Below are 21,786 nucleotides of genomic sequence, written 5' to 3'. Positions count from 1 at the left end.
GCCGCGTCACATCACGCGAGCGCCGCCTGCGCGACCGTCTCCCGCACGCGCTTCGCCGCCTCGACCATCGCGGCGAGCGCCGCGTCGACCTGCCGCCACTCCCGCGTCTTCAGCCCGCAGTCCGGATTCACCCACAGGCGCTCTGCCGGAATCCGCTCAAGCGCGAGCAGGATGAGCCGCTCGATCTCGTCCGCGTCGGGCACGCGCGGCGAATGGATGTCGTAGACGCCCGGCCCGATCTCGTTCGGATACGCGAACGTCTCGAACGCGTCGAGCAGCTCCATGTTCGAGCGGGTCGTCTCGATCGAGATCACGTCGGCGTCGAGCGCGGCGATCGACGGCAGGATGTCGCCGAATTCCGAATAGCACATGTGCGTGTGGATCTGCGTCGCGTCCGCGACGCCCGACGACGCGACCTTGAACGCGCGCACCGCCCAGGCGAGATACGCGGCGCGATCGCGCGCCTTCAGCGGCAGCCCTTCGCGCAGCGCCGGCTCGTCGATCTGGATCATTCCGATGCCGGCCTTCTCGAGATCGAGCGTCTCCTGGCGCAGCGCGAGCGCGATCTGCAGCGCGGTCGTCGCGCGCGGCTGGTCGTCGCGCACGAACGACCATTGCAGCATCGTGACGGGCCCCGTCAGCATGCCCTTCACCGGCTTCGCCGTCAGGCTCTGCGCGTACGACGCCCAGCCCACCGTCAACGGCTCCGGCAAATAGACGTCGCCATAGATGAGCGGCGGCTTCACGCACCGCGAGCCGTAGCTCTGCACCCAGCCGTTGCTCGTGATCGCGAAGCCCCACAGCAGCTCGCCGAAGTACTCGACCATGTCGTTGCGCTCCGCCTCGCCGTGCACGAGCACGTCGAGCCCGTACGCGAGCTGCTTGTCGATCGCGATGCGCACCTGCTCGCGCATCGCCTCCAGGTAGCCGAGATGATCGAGCACGCCCTGTTTGAGCGCCGCACGCGCGCGGCGGATTTCCGGCGTCTGCGGGAACGAGCCGATCGTCGTCGTCGGCAGCGGCGGCAGATCGAAACGCGCGTGCTGCGTGGCCGCGCGCGCCGGATAGGCGCCCGCGCGGCGTGCGTCGGCATCGGTCAGCGCCGCGACGCGACGCTTGACGAGCGGGTTGTGAATGCGCGCCGACGTACGTCGCGCGTTCGCGGCCGCCGCCGCATCGTCGAACTCCGCCGCGACCGCCGCGCGTCCCTTCACGAGCGCGTCGCGCAGCGCCGCGACCTCGCGCGTCTTCTGTACCGCGAACGCGAGCCACGCCTTCAGCTCGTCGTCGAGCTTCGGCTCGTGCGTGAGGTCGACGGGCGCGTGCAGCAGCGAGCAGCTCGTCGCGACCCACAGCCGTTCGCCGAGCGCATCGCGCACCGGCGCGAGCCGCGCTAGCGAGCGATCGAGATCATTGCGCCACACGTTGCGGCCGTCGACGATCCCGCACGACAGCACCTTGTCGGCCGGATAGCCCGCGACGAACGCGTCGAGCTGCGCGTCGCCGCGCACGAGGTCGATGTGCAGCCCCGCGACGGGCAACGCCTTCAGGAGCGCCGCGTGCTCGCTCGCGTCGTCGAAGTAAGTCGCGACGAGCAGCTTCGGCGCGTCGGGCGCGAGCGCTTCGTAGACAGGCTGCGCGGCGTCGCGCCACGCGGCGGGCAGATCGAGCGCGAAGATCGGCTCGTCGATCTGCACCCAGTCCACGCCCGCTTGCTTCAATCGCGCGAGCAGCGACCGATACGCGGGCACGAGGCGCGGCAACAGCTCGAGGCGATCGGCGAGCCCGTCGCGCGCTTTGCCGAGCCACAGCAGCGTGAGCGGGCCGACGAGCGCCGCCTTCGCGCGATGGCCGAGCGCGCGCGCTTCGCGCACTTCGTCGAAAAGCCACTCGACGCCCGGCCCGAACGTCGTCGCGGGCGAGTACTCGGGCACGAGATAGTGATAGTTCGTGTCGAACCACTTCGTCATTTCCATCGCCGGCTGCGCGGCGTTGCCGCGCGCCGCCGCGAAGTAGTCGGCGAGCGTGAGCGCGCGCGCGTCGAAGCCGAACCGCAACGGCAGGCCGCCGACGTGCGCGAGCGTCGTCAACACGTGGTCGTACCACGCGAAGTCGCCGGCCGTCACGCAGTCGAGCCCGGCCGCGCGCTGCGCCTGCCAGTGCGCGGCGCGCAGCGCACGGCCGGTCTCGACGAGCGCGTGCTCGGCGTCGGCCGACGCGCCTTCGCGCCAATAGCGTTCGAGGGCGAACTTCAGCTCGCGTTGCGCGCCGATGCGCGGAAAACCCAGGATGTGTGCGGTGGTCATCTCGATCCTCCAGAAGTGACCGGCAGTATCGGATTTGCCCTATCATTACTCAAACGAAAGTTTTTGCCGAATATCATGAATTCTTTTCAACATAGTAACCAGCCAGGCGCTTCTCGATGATCCGCTCACCGCTCGAATTCCGGCATCTGCAGACGCTCGCGGCGCTGCGCGACACCGGCAACCTGTCGCGCGCCGCGCAGGTTCTGTGCCTCACGCAGTCGGCGCTGTCGCACCAGTTGAAGGCGCTCGAAACGCACTTCGGGCTGCCGCTGTTCGTGCGCAAATCCGCGCCGCTCACGTTCACCGCGGCCGGCAAGCGCCTGCTCGCGCTCGCCGGCGAGGTCGTGCCCGCGATCGAGGAAGCCGAGCGCGACATCGCGCGTCTCGCGCTCGGCACGGGCGGCACGCTGCGGATCGCGGTCGAGTGCCACACCTGCTTCGACTGGCTGATGCCCGCGATGGATGCGTTCCGGCAGCGCTGGCCGGAAGTCGAGCTCGACATCGTGTCGGGCTTTCACGCGGACCCGATCGGCCTCCTGCATCAGGACCGCGCGGATCTCGCGATCGTCGCCGAGGCCGACGCCGACGAAGCCGTCGACCATCACCCGCTCTTTCGCTTCCAGATCGTCGGGCTCGTCGGCAACGACCACGCGCTCGCGCAGAAGCCGTCGCTGTGCGCGGACGATTTCCGCGACGAGACGCTCATCACGTACCCGGTGCCCGACGAAATGCTCGACATCGTCCGGCAAGTGCTCAAGCCCGCCGGCATCGAGCCGAAGCGGCGCACGTCGGAGCTGACGGTCGCGATCCTGCAGCTCGTCGCGAGCCGCCGCGGCGTCGCGGCGCTGCCGCTGTGGGCGGTCGCGACTTACCTCGACAAGCGTTACGTGAGCGCGCGAGCGGTGCTGCGCGCCGACGGCTCGACGCTGTCGGGCGAGCTCTACGCGGCGACGCTGCCCGCGTTCTCGACGCGCCCGTACGCGGCCGACTTCGTCGCGACGATGCGCGAGACGAGCGCAACGTCGCTGCCCGAGATCGAGCTGCTGTAAGCGGCGCGGCGCGCCGTTCCGACCCGCTTTCGCCGAAAAACCGTCTGCGGCAGGTCGCCACGGGTAAAATCGAGCCTATTCCTATCCCAACATCCAACGCATTCGTCAGCCTCTCGGAGTTCCCCATGTCCATTTCCCGACGCACCACGCTTTCCAAGTATCTGATCGAGCAGCAGCGTGAGACCAACAACCTCCCCGCCGACCTGCGCCTGTTGATCGAAGTGGTCGCGCGCGCGTGCAAGGCGATCAGCTACAACGTCAGCAAGGGCGCGTTGGGCGATGCGCTCGGCACGGCCGGCAGCGAGAACGTGCAGGGCGAGGTGCAGAAGAAGCTCGACATCCTGTCGAACGAGATCCTGCTCGACGCGAACGAATGGGGCGGCAATCTCGCGGCGATGGCGTCGGAGGAAATGGAAACATTCTTTCCGATCCCCGCGAACTATCCGCGCGGCGAGTACCTGCTCGTGTTCGATCCGCTCGACGGCTCGTCGAATATCGACGTGAACGTGTCGATCGGCACGATCTTCTCGGTGCTGCGCTGCCCGGACGGCCAGCTGGCAACCGAGCAGTCGTTCCTGCAGCCGGGCACCGAGCAGGTCGCGGCGGGCTATGCGGTGTACGGCCCGCAGACCGTGTTCGTGCTGACGACGGGCAACGGCGTGAACTGCTTCACGCTCGACCGCGAAGTCGGCTCGTGGGTGCTCACGCAAAGCAACCTGCGGATTCCGGAAGACACGCGCGAATACGCGATCAACGCGTCGAACGCGCGCCACTGGTACGACCCGGTGAAGCGCTACGTCGACGAGCTGAACGCCGGCGCCGAGGGCCCGCGCGGCGAGAATTTCAACATGCGCTGGATCGCGTCGATGGTCGCCGACGTGCACCGGATTCTGAATCGCGGCGGCATCTTCATGTACCCGGCCGACAAGCGCACGCCGGATCGCCCGGGCAAGCTGCGCCTGATGTACGAGGCGAACCCGATGTCGTTCATCGTCGAGCAGGCGGGCGGCGCGGCGACGACGGGCCTGCAGCGCATCCTCGACGTGCAGCCGACCGGCTTGCACCAGCGCGTGCCGGTGATTCTCGGCTCGAAGAACGAGGTCGAGCGCGTCTCGCGCTACCACCAGGAAGCCCAGTCGTAACGCGACGTCGCGCGAGCGACGGCCGAGCGCGCCCCGCTCGTTCGCATTCGGCGCGGCGAACGCGATGCCCGCCCGTTGCGGGCGTGCTCCGGTCGACCGGAGCACGACAAACGCGAGCTCGCATGGAGCCGTCATGGTGCGAGCTCGCGTTTCGATCGATGCGAGGCCATCGAATGCCTGCGCAAAGCGGTGAATCGATCGACGGGAATCCCGATGAATCAAGCAGTTACCGGCACCAATAAGCATTCTCCACAATTTTTTGCCAAATCCTCTTGCCAGCGTGCCGGTAGCTCCATATAATTTCGTTTCTCTGTTGCCGGTGTAGCTCAGTTGGTAGAGCAGCGCATTCGTAATGCGAAGGTCGTAGGTTCGACTCCTATCTCCGGCACCAACAGATTCAAGGGCTGCGATGCGAAAGCGTCGCGGCCCTTTTCGCTTTCCGGCGTCGCGCTCGCGTCTTGCGTGACGGCGCGCATCGCGACATTCGCCGCAGCGTCGCTTGCGAGACGCATGCGGCACATGTCGGCGCGCGCGTGCATCGAGAAGCCCTTTTCGTCGCGCCGCGCCGCCATCGAATGCGCACGTCGAGCGAATCGCCCACTGCCCCGCGTCCAGGCCGCGCCCGAAACCGTGATGAAGTCATTTCGAACTCGTTGCGAAATACGCCGTCCCGTTTCCGCGTCAATCAGATTGAGCCGGCCCCTGCGCCCCGATCCGCAAGACACGTCGAAGCTCCCGTCGCTGTCGGCGTTGCGCACGTTCGAAGGGTCCGCGCGCGGCTACAGCCTCACCGAAGCCGCGCATCATCCGCACGTCACAGTGGGCGCCGCGAGCCGCCAGATCAAGATGCTCGAGGACGAGCTCGGCGTGAAGCCGTTCGACCGCGAGGCGAGCAGCCTCTAACGGGTGACGATCCGGTTTTTCTTCAAGTCCTGCGTGCATGCGCCTCCTCGTGATCCAACCCGCCAGTGCCGCGCCATCGCGGCGCCGTGGCGAACGCCTTCGCGCAGTGCGTCCGGCAGACGCTTGCGCAACGACGGCGCGCGGAGAATCGCCTCGGTGATGCCGGCCGGCGTCGCCGCGCGGCTCAGGCAAGTCTGCGTCTCGCTCACGCTCAGCACCCGGCCGCACGCTGCGCCCAATCGAGAACGCCGCGCCAGTCGCCGAGCCCGCACGCGGCCGCGCATTCGAACACATCGTCGACGCACACCGCGATACCCGGCCGCATCGCAATACGCGAGCGCAATAGGCAGACACGGGCCGAGGGCCGTGAGCGCGTCGAATGGCGCTTCGCTGCCCAGCTCGACGACTCGCGTTCCGATGCGCTCGAACTACGCCTTCGCGTGCGCGCTCGCGCCGCCGTAGCACGCGCCGATCGAGCGGCCGGCGGCGATCGTGTCAGGAGAACTGATCATCGCCCGCGCGGGTCGACACTCATCGCGCACTTGGCGCGCGCGGATACGGATCTCACGCGGGCGGCGGCACCCGAGCTCGCCGAGAAACGCGCGCCGCCCGCCCTCTTTCGCTCAGCCATTCAGGAGCGTGACGATAAGTTCCCCGAACGAAGCGTGGAATGGCCGCCGCGCCGCCGCCGTTGCCCGCGGCGTTGGCCAGGTCCACCCGATCCACGTCGAGCGCGCGCAGCGAACGCTTATAAGACGTCGACGGCAACGCATATCTCGACTTCACGAGCGGCATCGCCGTGCTCGACACCGGGCATCGGCATCCGCGAGTCGCGGCCGCCGTGCAGGCGCGGCTCGCGCACGTCCGCAACCAGTTGCCGGCCGCAGATGCACTCGATGCGTCGTTGCCGTGGACGCCTATCACCGAGCGCGACAACCGGCTCGCGCAAGCGGGTGCGACGGTCGCGATCGCATGGCGGTTCACGCGCATGATGTTGCCGGCCATCGTCGACGAAACCGCTCATCCGCATCTGACGGCATTCTCCGCGTCCGCGGAGGACACGCCGCTCTTCGCCGCCTTTCCGCTCGCTTGAGACCGGCTGAAACCGACTGAATCCGACGCGCCGGCCGAGGCGTCGCGCAACGAAGCGTATCGCGTCGGCGTTGCGGTGCCGAACCCGTTTCAACCGAACGAAACGCGCACGCGTGCGTTCTGCCGCCGTGAACGGTGGCGCACCGCACGGTGCGCCGGTTCGTCGCCGCCTACCGTGGAAACTTTCGCATCGCGAACGGCTCGGCATTCGCTGCGGCGCCGCATGCGCGACGTTCGCCGCCGCGGCCGAATCACCGCAAAAGAATCGCGCGCGGATTTTTCTTACGCTTTTATTTCAATGCGCGTACCGGCGCCCGTCCGACAAAAAATATTTGGTCAATTCGGACGAGATGCGTAACATTACTTAACGATCCTGACCCGTCTATTGAAGTAAATTGCGGGGGCGACGCTCCGGGATCGGCGTGCGATCCGCGTCACGTCACAGGCAGCGCCCGACGTCGGTTCATTCGTGGGAATTAACAAAGGAGAGAACCACCATGGCTCATGGCTTGATTATGTGGCTCATCATCGGCGCAATCGCAGGCTGGCTCGCCGGCCTGCTCGTGAAGGGCGGCGGCTTCGGGCTGCTCGTGGACATCATCGTCGGCATCGTCGGTGCCGTCATCGGCGGCTGGCTCGCCGGCATTCTCGGCATTCACATCGGCGGCGGCTTCATCAGTTCGATCATCGTCGCCGTCATCGGCGCCGTCATTCTGCTGTTCGTGATCCGGCTATTCAAACGAGCCTGACGCCAGCTTCGCCCGGCGCGCCGCGCGGCCGCCGGGCGCTTGCGCCGCATTTCCCGTCTCGCGGCCACCCGCCGCTTCTTCGCATTCCCGATCGTCCAATCCCCTCGTTTCGCGCGAAAGGCATTCGCTCGCCATCGCACCGTACATGCACGCTCGAACACGACACGCGGCGCGATGTTGCGCGATGCGCGCCGCCGGCAAAGCGGACGCAGCGCCCGCTTGCCGGCGACGGCATGCGCCGCGCGCCGATCGTCAGGGCTCCCGACGTTGCAGCCACGCATCGAGCACGGCCGGCGCGAGCAGACCGCTCTTCGCGCGGCGCATGCCGTCCGCGTCGATCCACAGCGTGCGCGGCAGCTCCCCGCGCCAGCCCGGATCGAGCGCCACGCGCAACCTTTCCGGCATCGGCTCGGCGTTCGCATATTGCATGACGTTCGGGGGCAGCTTCATCTGCGCGAACGCGCCGGCGAGCTGCGGCGCGTGCTCGTCGAGCGAATCGAGCGCGACGAGCGCGATCCGCACCTGCGGATGGCGCCGCTGCCATTCGACGAGATGCGCGGCGTTCTCGCGGCAGTAGCCACAGTCGAGCGACCAGACTTCGACGACGAGCGGCGCGCCGCGCCCGCTCGCATAGAGCGACGCGACATCCGCCGCGCGCAGCGGCTGCGGCGATTGCGGCGGTTGCAATTCGCCCGCGATGCTCGACGCCGCGATCGCGAGCGCAGCGAGCATGAGCATCCTGCGCTTCATCGTTGCCCCTCCACGTCGATCAGCCGGTAGCCGTCGTTGCGCGTGCGCCATGACAGATAGACGCGCCCGCGATCAGTCAGCAATTGCGGATTGTCGCTCGCGCCGGACGTCTGCGCGATCGTGCGCGGCGCGCTCCAGTGCGCGCCGCCGTCGTCGGAGCGACGCAACTTGATGCGCATCGTGTCGCCGTCGAACGCCTTCCATGCGAGCCAAAGCGCGTCGCGCGGCGCGACGATCGCCGCATGCGACGCCTGCTCGTTCGGTGTCGCCGGATCGTCGCCGAACGCGAACGGCGTGCCGAGCGGCGCGCCGCCCGCATCGAGCCGCGAATAGAACACATCGGCCCTGCCGTCGACGACGCCGAACCACGCGAGATGCCGCACGCCATCGTTCGTGATCGCGAGCGCCGGTCCGTGATCCGGACACGCTTCGACCTGCCAGTTCGAGAACGTCGCGCGCACGGGCTCGACCGCGCGATCCGCCGACACCGGCAGCACCGCGATCGCGTGGTCGCGAATCTGGCCGGGAAACACGTTGCGCCACGCGGCCTGCACGCGCCCGTCGGGATCGGCCGCCATCGCGATCCGGCAGCATTCGCACGTGTGGTCCGTCACCTTGCGCTCCGGCGCGAAGGTCGCGCCGCCGTCGGCCGACACCGCGTAGTAGATCGCCGCACCGTCATACGCTCTCCCTGAGCGCTGCGCGGCGAGAAGGTCGCGCTTGTCGATCCACGCGGCGAAGACGCGGCCTTGCGGATCGACCGTCAGCATGTCGAAGCGATGCGTGATCGCCTGCCGGTCGCGATGCACGGTGACGGGCACGGACCACGTCGCGCCGCCGTCGAGCGAGCGCGAGAAGCGCACCATTCCGGTGTACGGCGCATCGAGCGGCATCGACCACGTGACGTAGACCGCACGCCCGTCCGGGCTCGCGGCAAGCTTCGGCCGGTTCTCGGCGCTCGTGTAGACCGGCTCGGGCAGCGCATTGACCGTCGCGGGCGCGGACAGCGTGCGCCCCGCGTCGTCCGAATGCGCGACGACGACGTGCTGTCCCTCGACCCACGCGACCCACAGCCGATGACGCGCATCGAACGCGGCGCCCGTCGCGAGCGGCGCTTTCTGCGCGGCGCCGGCAGTTGCCGAGTCCATTGCCATGTGAGCGGCATGCGGCGCGGACGCCACCGCAGCCGGCCGCGCGTCGTGCGCGAGCGCACCGCAGGCGAGCGCGAGCAGCGCGACGCCTGCCGGCCCATGCTTCAAAGCGACCATTTCAACTCTCCATAGAAGGTGCGGCCCGGATACGGGTGGAACACGTAGTAGCGGCGATCGGTCACGTTGTCGATGCCGAACGACGCAAGCCAGTGGCGATCGAAACGGTAGCGCGCCTTGAGATCGACGACCGTATACGAGCTGGTGCCGCCGTACACGTTCGGGTTCACGTCGCTGTTGTCGAGCGTGCTGAATTGGCGCCCCGAATAGCGCACGCCGACGCTCGTCATCCAGTGCTCGTCGAAGCGGTACGACGCGAGCAGGTTCGCGCGCATGCGCGGAACTCTCGGCCAGCGCGCGCCGACGTAGCTCGGATTCGCCGCGTCGGCGAGCGTCTGCGCGTTCGTCGCGGAGACGTTCGCGTCGACATCGAGCCCCTTGATCCCGACGTCCTGCCCCGAGAACGCGAGTTCGACGCCGCGCACGCGCACGCGCCCGACGTTCGAGATGTTCGTGTACGTCGAAGCGCCTGCGACCGTCGTCTGGCTGTAGATCGAATTGCGCAGGTCGCTCTGGAACACGCTCGCGCGCACGACGCCGAAGCCGACGTCGCGCTCGGCCGTGAAATCCCAGTCGATCGCCTTTTCCGGCTGCAGGTTCGGGTTGTTGTTGACGATCGCGTTGTTCGAGATCGTTCCTTGAAACAGCTCGGCGACGGTCGGAAAGCGCGTGCCCGTCGCGAACGACAGCCGCAAGCGCCACGCGTCCGCGGGCTGCCATTCGAGCGCGAGCTTCGGCGACAGCGCGGTCGCGCCGCGATCCGCATAACCGAGCGTCGCGCCCGCATTGCCGAGCTCGCCGCCGTACGCGTCCCAGCGCTCGTAGCGCAGGCCGAGCGTCGCGAGCCAGCCGGGCGCGAAACGCCACGCGTCCTGCGCGTACAGCGCCTGCGTGCGCGTGTTGCCGCGATAGCTGTTCGCGAGCGTCGTCGGCGCCGCGTTCCGCCAGTCGGCCGTGTTGTAGGTCGCGTTGCGCAGGAAATACGTGTCGAAGTGATAGCCGAACGAGAAGCGATGCCCGCGCACGTCGGGCGATTCCGCGCGCAGATCGACGGTGCGCCAGCCCGTGCCGTCGCCATGGAACACCGTGCCGGGCCCGCCGTCCCACGCGCCGGGCGGTGCGCTCGACGCGCTGCGCAACACGTCGCGCGACACGTCGTATGCGGAAGCGCTCGCCGACAGCTTCCAGCCGGACGCAAGCCGCGCGTCGAGCCCGAGCCCGTACAGCCAATTCTCCTGGTCGCCGTTCTGCGGCGCGAATGCGGTCGGCGACACCGTGTAGCTGCGCCCGCCGAACGACACGTTGCCGCCGTACACCGGGTTGCCTGCCGCATCGCGCAGGAACGTGTCGCCGTGCTGGCGGTAGTGGTTCTCCCAATGCCCGAGCGTGACCGTCGCGTCGACGTGGTCGGTGAACGCGTAGCCGAAGCGCAGCGTCTCGTTGAGCTGCTCGGTGCGCTCGATCGTCTGCGCGCCGACGATCGTCCGCGGCCGGCCGTTCGGGCCGACGTCTGAAGCCGCGCCCGTCACCGGCACCGGCGCGCCGAGCTTCGGATCGTACGCGGCGTTCGGGCTCGCGTACTGCATCGGCTGGCTGTCGTTCTCGAGCCGGTCGAGCGACAGCGCATACCAGAAACGTCCGATCCGGTCGGCGAGCCGCGCGGTCTGGTGATTGCCGCCGAAGCTGTCGGCGAAGCCGTAGCCGTCACGGTAACGCTGCGTGAAGAACTGCGTCGACACCGACGCCTCGAGCCGCTCCGGCTTGCGCGTCGTGATCTGCACGGTCGAGCCGATCGCGTTGCCCGGATAGAGCGCGGAAAACGGGCCGTACAGCACGTCGACGCGCGCGATGTCGTCGGGCTGGATCAGCGACCAGCGCGGCGGATACGAATAGCTCGAACCGAGCAGATTGGACAGCAGAAGGCCGTCCGCATAGACGAGCCCGCGCGCGCTCTGCAGCTCGTTGAAATCGCGGCCGGCGAACACGGAGTTGCGATCGCCGATGTAGCGGCGGCGCACCATCAGATTCGGCGCGTACTTGAGCGCGTCTTCGGTCGTCACGTTGACGTGCGAATCGATCTGATCGCGCGTGAGCGACTCGACGACGCCGGGCGTGTCGGGCGCGAATGCGGGGCGCTGCGCGGTCACGGTAACGACATTCAAGGTTTTCCCGGATGCCGTCGTCGCGGCGGCGGCGTCGGACGTTGAATCGGCAGGGGCGGCGCCCGTCGGCGCCGCATGAGCGGCCGGCCAGGCGAGCGCCGCGGCGCAGGCGGCCGCGAGCCGCCTGCGCGCGGCGAGCGCGGCAAGAGCATGAGACATGGAGAAGCAAATCCTGAAAACGTGGTCGGCGGATCGCCGCGCATGCGAACGCACGCCGCGCCCGTCTTCGCAGAAGAACGGACGTGACGCCCGACGTCGCGCGCGCGACGGCGCTCACGCGTGGCAACGCGCGAGCGGGCTGCTGAGATCAGACCGGGACGGTTTCAGGCGGGGCGCGCGGCTGCGCGATGCGCACGCCGCGGCGGAAGAAGACGGCGGGCCGCTCGACGCGGCTCGCATACGCGAACGCACGAACGAAGCACGGCAACACGGGCGCGCTCGAACCGAGCGCGACGTTCGCGGCGAAGCCGGGACAGTAGACGCAATGAGCGACGTGCGCGAGCGCGCCGTCGTCCTTGCGCGTCTCGCCCGCGCCGACGATGCGCTTCGCGCCCGCTGCGCTGCACAACTCGAGCGCGAACGGCGCGTCGGCCGCATTCGAGGCGGCGCGCGCGTAGCCGATGACGGGCGACAGTACGTTGAGTACCAGCGCCAGCCAGACGAGGCTCATCCATCGCGTCGAACGTTTCATCGCAGCTCGGGAAAAAGAGGCGCGCAGTATAACAAGTCAGTTTGCGGCTGCGCTTCGAACGATGCGCATCCGTTCGGAAACGCGCATTGCCGCAAATCAACGCAAATGCATGTACCGTTTAAGCAACAGAGACAAAATCTAACGATTGAACACTGGCACAAAGCAAAGCTGGCGTTCGATAATTCTCTTACCCAAGGAGAGAGAACATGGACGAAAGGCCAACCCGCATTCCGCCTCCCGAGAAGGTGATGAGCCCGGACCCCGAGCCCGTGGCCGTCGAGTTTCTCGCCGAGCTGCCCGAACATGTGCGCGCGTTTTTCGACGAGCAGCACAAGCTGTGCACGCCGAAGTAACCGTGCACGGCCCGACGGCGCATCCGTGCCGGTGAATCGTCGCGTGCTCGCGAACGCTTCCTTGCGCACCGCCGCCTTCTCGTCTCGGCAACCCATACCGAACCCGGGCCGCAACGGCCAGCCGGGTCGAGGCTGCTGCGTCCGCTGATCCCTCGCTTGCGCCGCGTCGCTGCGCAACGTCTTCGCTTATTCTTCTGTTTTTTCCACCACTCGGCTCCCGCAAGCCGGCATTGTCGTTTTTCGCCATGAAACCATCTCTTTGTGCAAGCCTGGCTGCCGCCGCGCTCGGCCTCGCCGTGCTGACCGCGCCTCGCGTCGCCGCCGCCGACGGCGACGACACCGCGCTCACGAACCTCGTCGCGCTCGCGTCGCAGCGCCTCGCGCTCGCCGAGCCCGTCGCTCAATGGAAGTGGATCAACAAGAAGCCGATTTCGGACCCGCCGCGCGAAGCGGCGCTGCTGGCCGACGTCGAAAAGCGCGCGACGGCGAGCGGCGTCGATCCCGCTTACGCCCGCACTTTTTTCGACGACCAGATCACCGCGAGCAAGCAGGTGCAGAACGCGCTCTTCGCGACGTGGCGCGCGACGCATGGCCCCGAAGGCCCCGCGCCCGATCTCGCGACGAGCACGCGGCCGCAGCTCGACCGGCTGACTCAGTCGCTGATCGCTGCGCTCGCGCGCGTCGCGCCACTGCGGGACGCGCAGGATTGCCCGTCGCGTCTCGCACGCAGCATCGCGAACTGGAAAACGCTGACGCGCTACGATTCGGGCCAGAAGGACGCGCTCGGCACCGCGCTGTCTCACGTCTGCACGGCGGGCGGCGCAAGCGCCGTCGGCTAGGCGGCAGCGGACGCGGCGCCCGCGAGCGGGATCGGTTGCAGCCCGCGCGCAAGATGCGTTCGCAGAATGCGGCGCACCGCGGGCGCCGCCTCCGCGTCGCGTCCGCCCGCCTCGCGCGCTTCGGCCGCGAGCGCCGCGGCCTGCTCGATCGACGCCACGGCGCCGACGTAGCGCCAACCGTCAACCACATGAAAGACGCTCGACTCGCCGCGCTCCTCGAACGCGACCGGCCCGTCGAACGGCCAGCCCGCGTCGCCCGCGGCGCTTCGGTCCGGCCGCCGGTTGAACGAAGGCGCGAGCGACGCAATCCAGTCCGCCTCGGCCAGCAGCGCGCCGAGCTCGCCGCCCGTCTCGCGCCACTCGACCCGCCTAACCAGCTGCGCAAGCCGCATTTCCTTCGACGAGCGCCGCTCCCCCGTCAACAGCGCGCGCAGCCTCTGCCGGACCCGAACGCTGCGGCCGACGTAGAGCGGCACATCGTCGTCGCCGAAGAGCGCATACACGCCGCAGCCGGCGGGCGCGCGCTCCAGATGCGCCTCCGTCAACGTGCCCGCGAGCCGGAAACGGCGCGTCGTGCGCGCGATTTGCTCGCGCAACTGATCGGCCGGAATCGCGTCGTGCAATGTTTGCCAGAACTGCCAGATGAGATCCGCGTCGGCGAGCGCCCAGTGGCGCGCCGAAGGCATGAGCGCGTGCCGCTCGATCAGCGCGTCGAGCCCGTGACGCGACTCGCGCGGGAAAAGCGCGCGCGACAACCGCACCGTGCAAAGCACGTCGGGATTAAACGCGAAGCCCGCGCGCTCGAATTCCGCGCGCAGGAACCCGCGGTCGAAGCTGGCGTTGTGTGCAATGAAGAGCTTGCCGTCGAGCCGCTCGAACAATGCGGATGCGATGTCGGCGAACGTGGGCGCGCCGCGCACCATGGCGTCGGTGATGCCCGTGAGTTGCTGGATGAACGCTGGAATCGGCTGCCGCGGATCGACGAGCGTCGTCCAGGTCGACACGTGATTCGCATGCACGGCGACGACGCCGATTTCGGTGATGCGATGCTCGACGGCCGAACCGCCGGTGGTTTCGAGATCGACGAACGCGAGCGGCGTGTCGATCGCAGGGTGGAGCAGCGGCGAGACGGACATGGATGGCGGGCGGACGGCACTTCGTGTGTTGTCGGACGGACGCGGGGGCGGCCCCGGCGCTAGCAGTCCCTATTCTACTCGCCCAAGAAATCAAAACCCCCGCCTAGGCGGGGGTTTGCACGGCCCTCGGCGCGTTTCAGGCGTTCAAAGCGCCTGAATATTCGCGGCCTGCTTGCCCTTCGGGCCGGTTTTCACTTCGAACGACACACGCTGATTCTCCTTAAGGGTCTTGAAGCCCTCCATCCTGATTTCGGAGAAATGGGCAAACAAATCTTCGCCGCCATTGTCCGACGTAATAAAGCCGAAGCCCTTAGCATCGTTAAACCATTTCACGATACCGGTATCCATATTCCTAGTTCCCCACTAAATAAAAATAAAACACGGGCTACGCCCTTATACCGTCACACAAAGCTCCGACGCTTCCTCTACCCCCTTCTTTCGACGTGCGGGAAGCACTGCAAGCTTGGTGGTGCTTTTATAAATGGGAGAATCCAATTCAGTCAAGAAAATTTTTGATGACCGCTTATACGATTTGATAAGAATACAACTGGAATCGGTACACTAGGAGCGAGAAATTAATTAACCGCAACAACACCTGTCATTATTACCGGGGTAGCTGACTATTAAAATCCGCAAAAGAAAAATCTACCGCGATCGAGCGAATTGACGAGGCTTAGTATTTGTCCGGGTTGCGGTGCGCAAGAACCTTTGCAATGCTGAGCGTCGCCCCGTAGGGCGCGGGAGACTGTCATGCTGAACGGCATCAAACGCTTCGCACACCGGCTCGGCATTGCGCGCCGCAACAATTCGACGGGCCGCGCGCCGGCGGCGCCCACGATGTTCGCGAGCGAATTCGATGCGACGTGGCATGGCGATCATTGGCAGAACCTGCTTGCATCGCCGCTCGATGCGCGTCACTACGTGATGGAAGACTGGGCGCAGCCCGTCCTGCCCGCGCAGGAAGAGCCGACCGACGCGTCGCCTCCACCCAGGCGCCGCAGGCGCTGGTATGAACAATAGGAGTGGGCAAAAAAAAGCGCGACCGGAGAGTCGCGCTGACAAAGGTTTGGAGATCTTTTCCGTCAACGAAAAAGTCTGCTTTGGTAAGCAGAAACCTCAGTATAACGAGTTGACTCCCTTTCATTAATCGTACTCCCCACAAACCTCTATTGCCGAAGTGTCAATAATCGCGCGCATGCGGGATGCACCTCGGCCGGCTCTCCACCGATTGTCGCTGTCGCGCAACGTCGCCGAAGGTTCGGGAGCGGAAAAATATTTGCTCAATCCAGCCCAAAGCCTTGCCCCGCAAGGGTTTCCGCCGCCACCCCAATTATTGCTGAAAAGAAAATACATTATTTCTTAATCCGGATTCATCGACTTTCGGCAACGCTCTTTTACACTGCGGATAGCTTGTGATGACGGGCGGCGGTATGCGCCCGAGACATGCCCCGGCTCGGTTTCTCGCAGCAGCCGCCGGGAACATCGAAGAACAGGTCAGATATCGTTATCCACCCTGTTTCGGACGGAGATAAACCCAATGAAAAAGACCCTCATCGTTGCCGCTCTCTCTGGCGTCTTCGCGACGGCCGCCCATGCGCAAAGCAGCGTGACGCTGTACGGCCTGATCGACGCCGGCATCACCTACACGAATAACCAAGGCGGCCACAGCGCGTGGTCGCAATCCACCGGCTCGGTCAACGGCAGCCGCTGGGGCCTGCGCGGTGCCGAAGATCTCGGCGGCGGCCTCAAAGCGATTTTCGTGTTGGAAAACGGCTTCGGCATCAATAACGGCACGCTGAAGCAGAACGGTCGCGAGTTCGGCCGCCAGGCGTTCGTCGGCCTGTCGCACGAGCAATACGGCACGCTGACGCTCGGCCGTCAATACGACAGCGTCGTCGACTACCTCGGGCCGCTGTCGCTGACGGGCACGCAATTCGGCGGCACGCAGTTCGCGCACCCGTTCGACAACGACAACCTGAACAATTCGTTCCGGATCAACAACGCCGTCAAGTACACGAGCGTGAACTGGGCCGGCCTGAAGTTCGGCGCGTTGTACGGCTTCTCGAACAGCAACGAGTTCACGAACAACCGCGCCTATAGCGCGGGCGTGTCGTACAGCTACGCGGGCTTCAACGTCGGCGCCGGCTACCTGCAACTGAACAACGACTTCGGCCCGACGGTGTCGAACGCATCGGGCGCGGTCGCACTCGACAACACGTTCGTCGGCAAGCGCCAGCGTGTGTTCGGCGGCGGCTTGAACTACACGTACGGTCCTGCGACGGCTGGCTTCGTGTTCACGCAATCGCGCGTCAATCGCGCGACGGCGATCGGCGCGAGCGCATCGGGCCTCTCGAGCGGCATCGCGCTCGACGGCACGTTCATGCGCTTCAACAACTATGAAGTGAACGCGCGCTACGCGTTCACGCCGGCCTGGACGGTCTCGGGCTCGTACACGTACACCGCGGGCTTCATCGAGAACCATCACCCGGGCTGGAACCAGTTCAACCTGCAGACGGCCTACGCGTTGTCGAAGCGCACGGACGTGTACCTGCAAGGCGTGTATCAGAAGGTCAACAGCGACGGCACGGGCCTCGGCGCATACATCAACGGCATCGGCGGCATGTCGTCGAGCGAAAAACAGGTCGCCGTCACGGCCGGCCTGCGTCACCGCTTCTAACCGGTCCTTCGGGCCCGATCAAAAGCGCCCCTTTCGGGGCGCTTTTTTTATGATCGATCGGATGGGCACGGAGCTGCTTCGCCCGAGTGCGCGCGATGTCGGCGGCATGTCTGCGCGGCTCGCGAGCCGCGGATGCATTGCTCGCGGCCGGCGTGCGAGAAGAGCAACGCGCTCTCCCCTCATGACTCACGCCGCGCCCGGCGCCGGGTAGCGAACGTCGAGCACGTCGATCGGCTCCGGCCCCACGGGCGTCACCAGCGTGACCGTGTCGCCGACGCGCGCCTTCAGCAGCGCACGCGCGACGGGCGAGATCCAGCTCACGTGCCCGCGATCCAGATCGACCTCGTCGACGCCGACGATCGTCACCGTATGCTCGGCGCCGTCCTGCGTCGCGTAATCGACGGTCGCGCCGAAGAACACCTGATCCGCGTTCTCCTGGCGGCTCGCGTCGACGACTTCGGCAAGATCGAGACGCTTCGTCAGAAAGCGGATGCGGCGGTCGATTTCGCGTAGACGCCGCTTGCCATAGATGTAGTCGCCGTTCTCCGAGCGATCGCCGTTCGATGCCGCCCACGACACGAGCTTCACCACCTCGGGGCGCGCTTCGTCGATCAGATGCAGCAACTCGTCGCGCAGGCGCTTGTGGCCCGCCGGCGTGATGTAGTTCTTCGCGCCGGGCGGAATCGCGGCCTGCGCGTGGTCGAGGTCGTCGTCGTCTCCGTCCGACTCCTTCACAAACGCCTTGTTCATGATGCAATTTAAGCGACTATCGGATGCTGTAAGGTTACACGAACAGCCTTATCTGATAAATCGTGGAGAAAGGCTTCCCTTTTTAAATTTGTTTGCTATAATCCCACTTCTGCGTGCGGCTGTAGCTCAGTTGGATAGAGTACTTGGCTACGAACCAAGGGGTCGTGGGTTCGAATCCTGCCAGCCGCGCCATTTTTTCAAGGGCCTTCTCGCGAGAAGGCCCTCTCAGTTCAAAGTTGTACCGCTTTGCGTGCGGCTGTAGCTCAGTTGGATAGAGTACTTGGCTACGAACCAAGGGGTCGTGGGTTCGAATCCTGCCAGCCGCGCCATTTTTGAAGGGCCTTCCTCCGGGAAGGCCCTTTGTTTTTGCGCGCGGATGGATGCGCCCCGCCGCTCCGCACGGCCGGCACTGAAAGCCCGCGCCCACCGCCCTTTCCTGCGCCTCTCGTCGCCTCGCCGCGCTCCAGACGAAAACGGCGGCCCGAAGGCCGCCGATGCCGCGCTTGCCTGCGCCCGCGCCGGGCGCCATCCGCACGCTAGTAATCCTGCCGCTCGCGATCGATCCGCATCCCGCCGTCGTGGCGCGCATGCACGACGTCGTCGTTCGAGCGCTCGCGCATGATCCGCATCACGTCCGGATTCGTGCGAACGCGGCGCATCACGTTCGCGAGATGCACGCGATCGCTCACCTGGATCACGAAGCGCAACACCGTCGATTCGTGCGTCAGATCCTCGTCCATCGCGATATGGACGATGTTCGCGTCGGCCGACGTGATGTCCGCCGCGACGCGCGCGAAAATGCCCTTCGTGTTCTTCACGAGCGCCTTCACCGCGACGTCGAACAGGCGGCCCGGCTGCGGCGCCCATGCGACGTCGATCCAGCGGCCCGGATCGCGCCGGTGAATGCGCTGCGCGACGCGGCAGGCCGTCGTATGAATCGCCATCCCGAGCCCGATGCCGATGTAGCCCATGATGTCGTCGCCCGGAATCGGCCGGCAGCACGCGGACAGCTGCACCGACATCCCCTCCGTGCCGGTGATCACGACGGGCGGCGCGTGGTTGGCCGCGTGACGCTCGGCGCGCGGCAGATCGTCGTCCGCATCGCGCCCGCTCATCAGCACTTCGATTCGCTTCGCCATCACGGCGGCCACTCGGCGGCCGAGACCGATGTCCGCGAAGATCTCCTGACGGCTCTTGTTGCCCGTCCACTGCACGAGCTTTTCCCACACCTCGGGCGCGACGTCCGCGAGCGCGAGCCCGTAGCCCTTCAGGCTCTGGTCGACGAGGCGCTCGCCGAGTTGCACCGACTCGTTCAGGCGCATCGTCTTCAGATAATGCCGGATCGCCGAGCGCGCCTTGCCGGTGCGCACGAAGCCGAGCCACGCAGGGTTCGGCTTCGAGTACGGCGCGGTGATCACCTCGACGATGTCGCCGCTCTTGAGCTCGGTGCGCAGCGGCAGCAGTTCGTTGTTGATCTTCACGGCGACGCACTGGTTGCCGAGATCGCTGTGGATCGAGTATGCGAAGTCGAGCGCGGTCGCGCCGCGCGGCAGCGCCATGATCTTCGACTTCGGCGTGAACACGTAGACCGCGTCCGGGAACAGGTCGATCTTCACGTGCTCGAGAAATTCGCTCGAATCGCCCGCCTCGCTCTGGATGTCGAGAAGCGACTTGAGCCATTGATGCGCGCGCTTTTGCACGTCGTTCAGATCCGCGCCGCCGTTCTTGTACAGCCAGTGCGCGGCCACGCCCGCCTCCGCGATCTCGTGCATCTTGCGCGTGCGCACCTGGAACTCGATCGGCGCGCCGAACGGGCCGACGAGCGTCGTGTGCAGCGACTGATAGCCGTTGACCTTCGGAATCGCGATGTAATCCTTGAACTTGCCCGGCACCGGCTTGTAGAGCGCGTGCAGCACGCCGATGCACGTGTAGCAGTCGAGCGGATGCTCGACGACGATCCGGAAGCCGTACACGTCGAGCACCTGCGAGAACGACAGCTGCTTGTCGCGCATCTTCTTGTAGATGCTGAAGATCGTCTTTTCGCGGCCGGTGATCTCGGCGTCGATCTTCGCGTCCGCCATCGCGCGCTGCACCGACTCGAGGATCTTGCTGATCACTTCGCGGCGATTGCCGCGCGCGGCCTTCACCGCCTTTTCGAGCGTCGCGTAGCGATGCGGATTGAAGTTCGCGAAGCTCATGTCCTGCAGCTCGCGATACGTGTTGTTCAGGCCGAGGCGGTGCGCGATCGGTGCGTAGATGTCGAGCGTCTCGCGCGCGACGCGGCGGCGCTTTTCCATCGGCACCGCGCCGAGCGTGCGCATGTTGTGCAGGCGGTCGGCAAGCTTCACGAGGATCACGCGCACGTCGCGCGCCATCGCGAGCAGCATCTTGCGGAAGTTTTCCGCCTGCGCTTCCTCGCGGCTCCTGAACTCCATCTTGTCGAGCTTCGACAGCCCGTCGACCAGCTCCGCGACCTTGGGGCCGAAGCGCTCGGCGAGCTCGCTCTTCGTCACGCCCTGGTCTTCCATCACGTCGTGCAAGAGCGCCGCCATGATCGCCTGGGCGTCGAGCTTCCAGCCGGCGCAGATTTCCGCGACGGCGACGGGATGGGTGATGTAGGGTTCGCCGCTCTGGCGATACTGGCCGAGGTGGGCTTCGTCGCTGAAGTGGAACGCCGCCTTGACCTCTTTGATTTCCTCAGGGCTGAGGTAATCGGCAAGCGCGGCCGTCAGCTTCGCGATGGAAACGACGCCGTGCTTGCGCGGCTGCTCCGGCGTCGCGGTCGGCCCGAACAGATGGCGAAACGACTGTTCGAGGACCGCGTCGATATATTGACGCGCGGAGGACGGTGCGGTGGCCTCGGCGTGCCCGGCCCCCGAGGAGGCGGACGATGGTGTGGTGCTCATTTTCGCCTCCTAGGTTCGCTCGTCGGTTGCGCGTGGACTACATGGCTGAAGAAACCGAGTGTGCCTTAAACGGGCACTTTCTTCAGCATTTCGACACCGACCTGGCCGGCCGCGATCTCGCGCAGCGCGACGACCGTCGGCTTGTCGCGGCTTTCGATCTTCGGCGTATGGCCTTGCGCGAGCTGCCGCGCGCGATAAGTGGCGGCGAGTGCCAGTTCGAAGCGGTTCGGAATCTGCTTCAGGCAGTCTTCAACGGTTATGCGAGCCATGTTGGGTCGTTCCTTCTGAATATGTTCCTTATTCTACCTTATGTGCCTCGTTCGCCGCCGTCACTCCGCGTGCGGCAGATGAATGCCGAGCTCGACGAAAAGTTCGGTGTGCCGCGCATATTGCGACGTGAAGCGCAGGCGCGTCGCGGCGACGATGCACTCGAGCTCGGCAAGCGCGTGCTCGAAGGTTTCGTTGATGACGACGTACTCCGCTTCCGCGGCGTGCGCGATCTCACTGCCCGCCGCGAGCAGGCGCCGCGTGATCACGTTCGGCTCGTCCTGCCCGCGCTTTTTCAGGCGCTCCTCGAGCGCGGCGAGCGACGGCGGCAGAATGAAGATGCCGACCGCGTTGCGGAACTGTTTCTTCACCTGCTGCGCGCCCTGCCAGTCGATTTCGAGCAGCACGTCGTGGCCGTTCTTCATCTGCTCTTCAATCCAGACGCGGGACGTGCCGTAGTAGTTGCCGTGCACTTCGGCGCTCTCGAGAAACTCGTGGCGCGCGTGACGCTCGCGGAAATCCTCGACCGTCGTGAAGTGGTAATGCTGGCCGTCCTGCTCGCCGGGGCGCGCCTTGCGCGTCGTGTACGAAATCGACAGGCAAATCTCCGAATCCTTCGACAAGAGCGCGTTGACGAGTGTCGACTTGCCCGCGCCCGACGGCGCGACGACCATGAAGAGATTGCCGGGATAGACGCCGACGTGCAGCGAATGCGCTGCCGCGCCGTCGCGGTTCGAATCGGTCAT

22 protein-coding genes and 3 tRNA genes are annotated in these 21,786 nt (G+C 66.2%); 12 read left to right on the top strand and 13 right to left on the bottom strand.

Going from position 1 to position 21,786, the window contains the following annotated elements:
* Nucleotides 1–11 precede the first annotated feature (11 nt).
* On the bottom strand, nucleotides 12–2,306 hold the full coding sequence (metE, locus tag WS78_RS04775; RefSeq protein WP_059584506.1) for a 5-methyltetrahydropteroyltriglutamate--homocysteine S-methyltransferase: 2,295 nt from the start codon (nucleotides 2,304–2,306) through the stop codon (nucleotides 12–14).
* Nucleotides 2,307–2,422: 116 nt separating this feature from the next.
* Here metE and WS78_RS04770 point away from each other — a divergent pair, with 116 nt between their 5' ends.
* The 4 genes from WS78_RS04770 to WS78_RS36960 all read left to right on the top strand — a co-directional run bounded on the left by WS78_RS04770 (nucleotide 2,423) and on the right by WS78_RS36960 (nucleotide 5,400).
* Complete coding sequence (locus WS78_RS04770; protein WP_038750938.1) at nucleotides 2,423–3,355, top strand: LysR family transcriptional regulator; 933 nt, start codon at nucleotides 2,423–2,425, stop codon at nucleotides 3,353–3,355.
* A gap of 125 nt (nucleotides 3,356–3,480) precedes the next feature.
* Nucleotides 3,481–4,497, top strand: coding sequence for a class 1 fructose-bisphosphatase (locus WS78_RS04765; RefSeq protein ID WP_038750939.1), 1,017 nt, complete (start codon nucleotides 3,481–3,483; stop codon nucleotides 4,495–4,497).
* 315 nt (nucleotides 4,498–4,812) lie between these two features.
* Nucleotides 4,813–4,888: transfer RNA gene (locus WS78_RS04760), tRNA-Thr, on the top strand.
* A gap of 299 nt (nucleotides 4,889–5,187) precedes the next feature.
* Nucleotides 5,188–5,400 (top strand): LysR family transcriptional regulator, encoded by a 213-nt coding sequence (locus WS78_RS36960; RefSeq protein ID WP_059748074.1) that lies wholly within the window; start codon nucleotides 5,188–5,190, stop codon nucleotides 5,398–5,400.
* Here the strand turns inward: WS78_RS36960 and WS78_RS37465 are convergent.
* Complete coding sequence (locus WS78_RS37465; protein WP_226377208.1) at nucleotides 5,397–5,684, bottom strand: hypothetical protein; 288 nt, start codon at nucleotides 5,682–5,684, stop codon at nucleotides 5,397–5,399. The genes WS78_RS36960 and WS78_RS37465 overlap by 4 nt on opposite strands.
* Nucleotides 5,685–5,964: 280 nt before the next feature.
* Nucleotides 5,965–6,195, bottom strand: coding sequence for a hypothetical protein (locus WS78_RS37460; RefSeq protein WP_226377207.1), 231 nt, complete (start codon nucleotides 6,193–6,195; stop codon nucleotides 5,965–5,967).
* Nucleotides 6,196–6,199: 4 nt separating this feature from the next.
* On the opposite strand from WS78_RS37460, the gene WS78_RS35555 reads away from it, so the two are divergent.
* On the top strand, nucleotides 6,200–6,493 hold the full coding sequence (locus tag WS78_RS35555) for a glutathione S-transferase family protein (protein WP_231752086.1): 294 nt from the start codon (nucleotides 6,200–6,202) through the stop codon (nucleotides 6,491–6,493).
* Nucleotides 6,494–6,989: 496 nt separating this feature from the next.
* Nucleotides 6,990–7,241, top strand: coding sequence for a GlsB/YeaQ/YmgE family stress response membrane protein (locus WS78_RS04735; protein ID WP_025990481.1), 252 nt, complete (start codon nucleotides 6,990–6,992; stop codon nucleotides 7,239–7,241).
* 252 nt (nucleotides 7,242–7,493) lie between these two features.
* On the opposite strand, the gene WS78_RS04730 is transcribed toward WS78_RS04735, so the two are convergent.
* From WS78_RS04730 to WS78_RS04715, 4 genes are all read right to left on the bottom strand, one after another.
* Nucleotides 7,494–7,991, bottom strand: a complete 498-nt coding sequence (locus WS78_RS04730; protein ID WP_059584502.1) for a TlpA family protein disulfide reductase — start codon at nucleotides 7,989–7,991, stop codon at nucleotides 7,494–7,496.
* Nucleotides 7,988–9,259, bottom strand: coding sequence for a sialidase family protein (locus WS78_RS04725; protein ID WP_059584500.1), 1,272 nt, complete (start codon nucleotides 9,257–9,259; stop codon nucleotides 7,988–7,990). Before WS78_RS04725 ends, WS78_RS04730 begins: the two co-directional genes overlap by 4 nt.
* Entirely contained in the window at nucleotides 9,247–11,580 is a 2,334-nt protein-coding gene (locus tag WS78_RS04720) for a TonB-dependent receptor (RefSeq protein ID WP_059584497.1), read from the bottom strand. The genes WS78_RS04725 and WS78_RS04720 overlap by 13 nt, the downstream gene beginning before the upstream one ends.
* 148 nt (nucleotides 11,581–11,728) lie before the next feature.
* A complete protein-coding gene (locus WS78_RS04715) occupies nucleotides 11,729–12,112 on the bottom strand; it encodes a DUF2946 domain-containing protein (RefSeq protein WP_038750944.1) in 384 nt (127 codons plus the stop codon).
* A gap of 206 nt (nucleotides 12,113–12,318) precedes the next feature.
* Between WS78_RS04715 and WS78_RS36955 the strand changes: the two genes are divergently transcribed.
* Together WS78_RS36955 and WS78_RS04710 are read left to right on the top strand one after the other, a co-directional pair.
* The gene (locus WS78_RS36955) at nucleotides 12,319–12,465 is read left to right on the top strand and encodes a hypothetical protein (protein WP_038750945.1); all 147 of its coding nucleotides are present in this window, start codon (nucleotides 12,319–12,321) and stop codon (nucleotides 12,463–12,465) included.
* Between the two features lie 245 nt (nucleotides 12,466–12,710).
* Nucleotides 12,711–13,304, top strand: coding sequence for a chorismate mutase (locus WS78_RS04710; RefSeq protein WP_038750947.1), 594 nt, complete (start codon nucleotides 12,711–12,713; stop codon nucleotides 13,302–13,304).
* Here the strand turns inward: WS78_RS04710 and WS78_RS04705 are convergent.
* Together WS78_RS04705 and WS78_RS04700 are read right to left on the bottom strand one after the other, a co-directional pair.
* On the bottom strand, nucleotides 13,301–14,440 hold the full coding sequence (locus WS78_RS04705) for an exonuclease domain-containing protein (protein ID WP_059584493.1): 1,140 nt from the start codon (nucleotides 14,438–14,440) through the stop codon (nucleotides 13,301–13,303). The genes WS78_RS04710 and WS78_RS04705 overlap by 4 nt on opposite strands.
* Nucleotides 14,441–14,584: 144 nt before the next feature.
* Nucleotides 14,585–14,788 carry a cold-shock protein gene (locus WS78_RS04700; RefSeq protein WP_004522324.1) on the bottom strand — a complete coding sequence of 68 codons (204 nt, stop codon included), beginning with the start codon at nucleotides 14,786–14,788 and terminating at the stop codon, nucleotides 14,585–14,587.
* 402 nt (nucleotides 14,789–15,190) lie between these two features.
* Between WS78_RS04700 and WS78_RS04695 the strand changes: the two genes are divergently transcribed.
* Nucleotides 15,191–15,460, top strand: coding sequence for a hypothetical protein (locus tag WS78_RS04695; RefSeq protein WP_038750952.1), 270 nt, complete (start codon nucleotides 15,191–15,193; stop codon nucleotides 15,458–15,460).
* 517 nt (nucleotides 15,461–15,977) lie between these two features.
* Complete coding sequence (locus WS78_RS04690) at nucleotides 15,978–17,117, top strand: porin (protein WP_038750954.1); 1,140 nt, start codon at nucleotides 15,978–15,980, stop codon at nucleotides 17,115–17,117.
* A 186-nt stretch (nucleotides 17,118–17,303) separates the two neighbouring features.
* Here WS78_RS04690 and greB read toward each other — a convergent pair whose 3' ends face one another.
* Nucleotides 17,304–17,867, bottom strand: coding sequence for a transcription elongation factor GreB (greB, locus tag WS78_RS04685; protein ID WP_038750955.1), 564 nt, complete (start codon nucleotides 17,865–17,867; stop codon nucleotides 17,304–17,306).
* Nucleotides 17,868–17,982: 115 nt separating this feature from the next.
* Between greB and WS78_RS04680 the strand changes: the two genes are divergently transcribed.
* Together WS78_RS04680 and WS78_RS04675 are read left to right on the top strand one after the other, a co-directional pair.
* Nucleotides 17,983–18,059, top strand: a tRNA-Arg gene (locus WS78_RS04680).
* A 60-nt stretch (nucleotides 18,060–18,119) separates the two neighbouring features.
* Nucleotides 18,120–18,196: transfer RNA gene (locus WS78_RS04675), tRNA-Arg, on the top strand.
* Between the two features lie 207 nt (nucleotides 18,197–18,403).
* Here the strand turns inward: WS78_RS04675 and WS78_RS04670 are convergent.
* The 3 genes from WS78_RS04670 to gmk form a co-directional block, all read right to left on the bottom strand.
* On the bottom strand, nucleotides 18,404–20,773 hold the full coding sequence (locus tag WS78_RS04670) for a RelA/SpoT family protein (protein WP_059584490.1): 2,370 nt from the start codon (nucleotides 20,771–20,773) through the stop codon (nucleotides 18,404–18,406).
* Nucleotides 20,774–20,838: 65 nt separating this feature from the next.
* Nucleotides 20,839–21,042 carry a DNA-directed RNA polymerase subunit omega gene (rpoZ, locus tag WS78_RS04665; protein ID WP_006025620.1) on the bottom strand — a complete coding sequence of 68 codons (204 nt, stop codon included), beginning with the start codon at nucleotides 21,040–21,042 and terminating at the stop codon, nucleotides 20,839–20,841.
* A 60-nt stretch (nucleotides 21,043–21,102) separates the two neighbouring features.
* A complete protein-coding gene (gmk, locus tag WS78_RS04660; RefSeq protein WP_038750958.1) occupies nucleotides 21,103–21,786 on the bottom strand; it encodes a guanylate kinase in 684 nt (227 codons plus the stop codon).

It is taken from the genome of Burkholderia savannae, from assembly GCF_001524445.2.
Taxonomy (GTDB): Bacteria; Pseudomonadota; Gammaproteobacteria; order Burkholderiales; family Burkholderiaceae; genus Burkholderia; species Burkholderia savannae.
The sequence above is the reverse complement of the archived record's forward strand: the minus strand, read 5'-3'. Positions and strand labels throughout refer to the sequence as shown.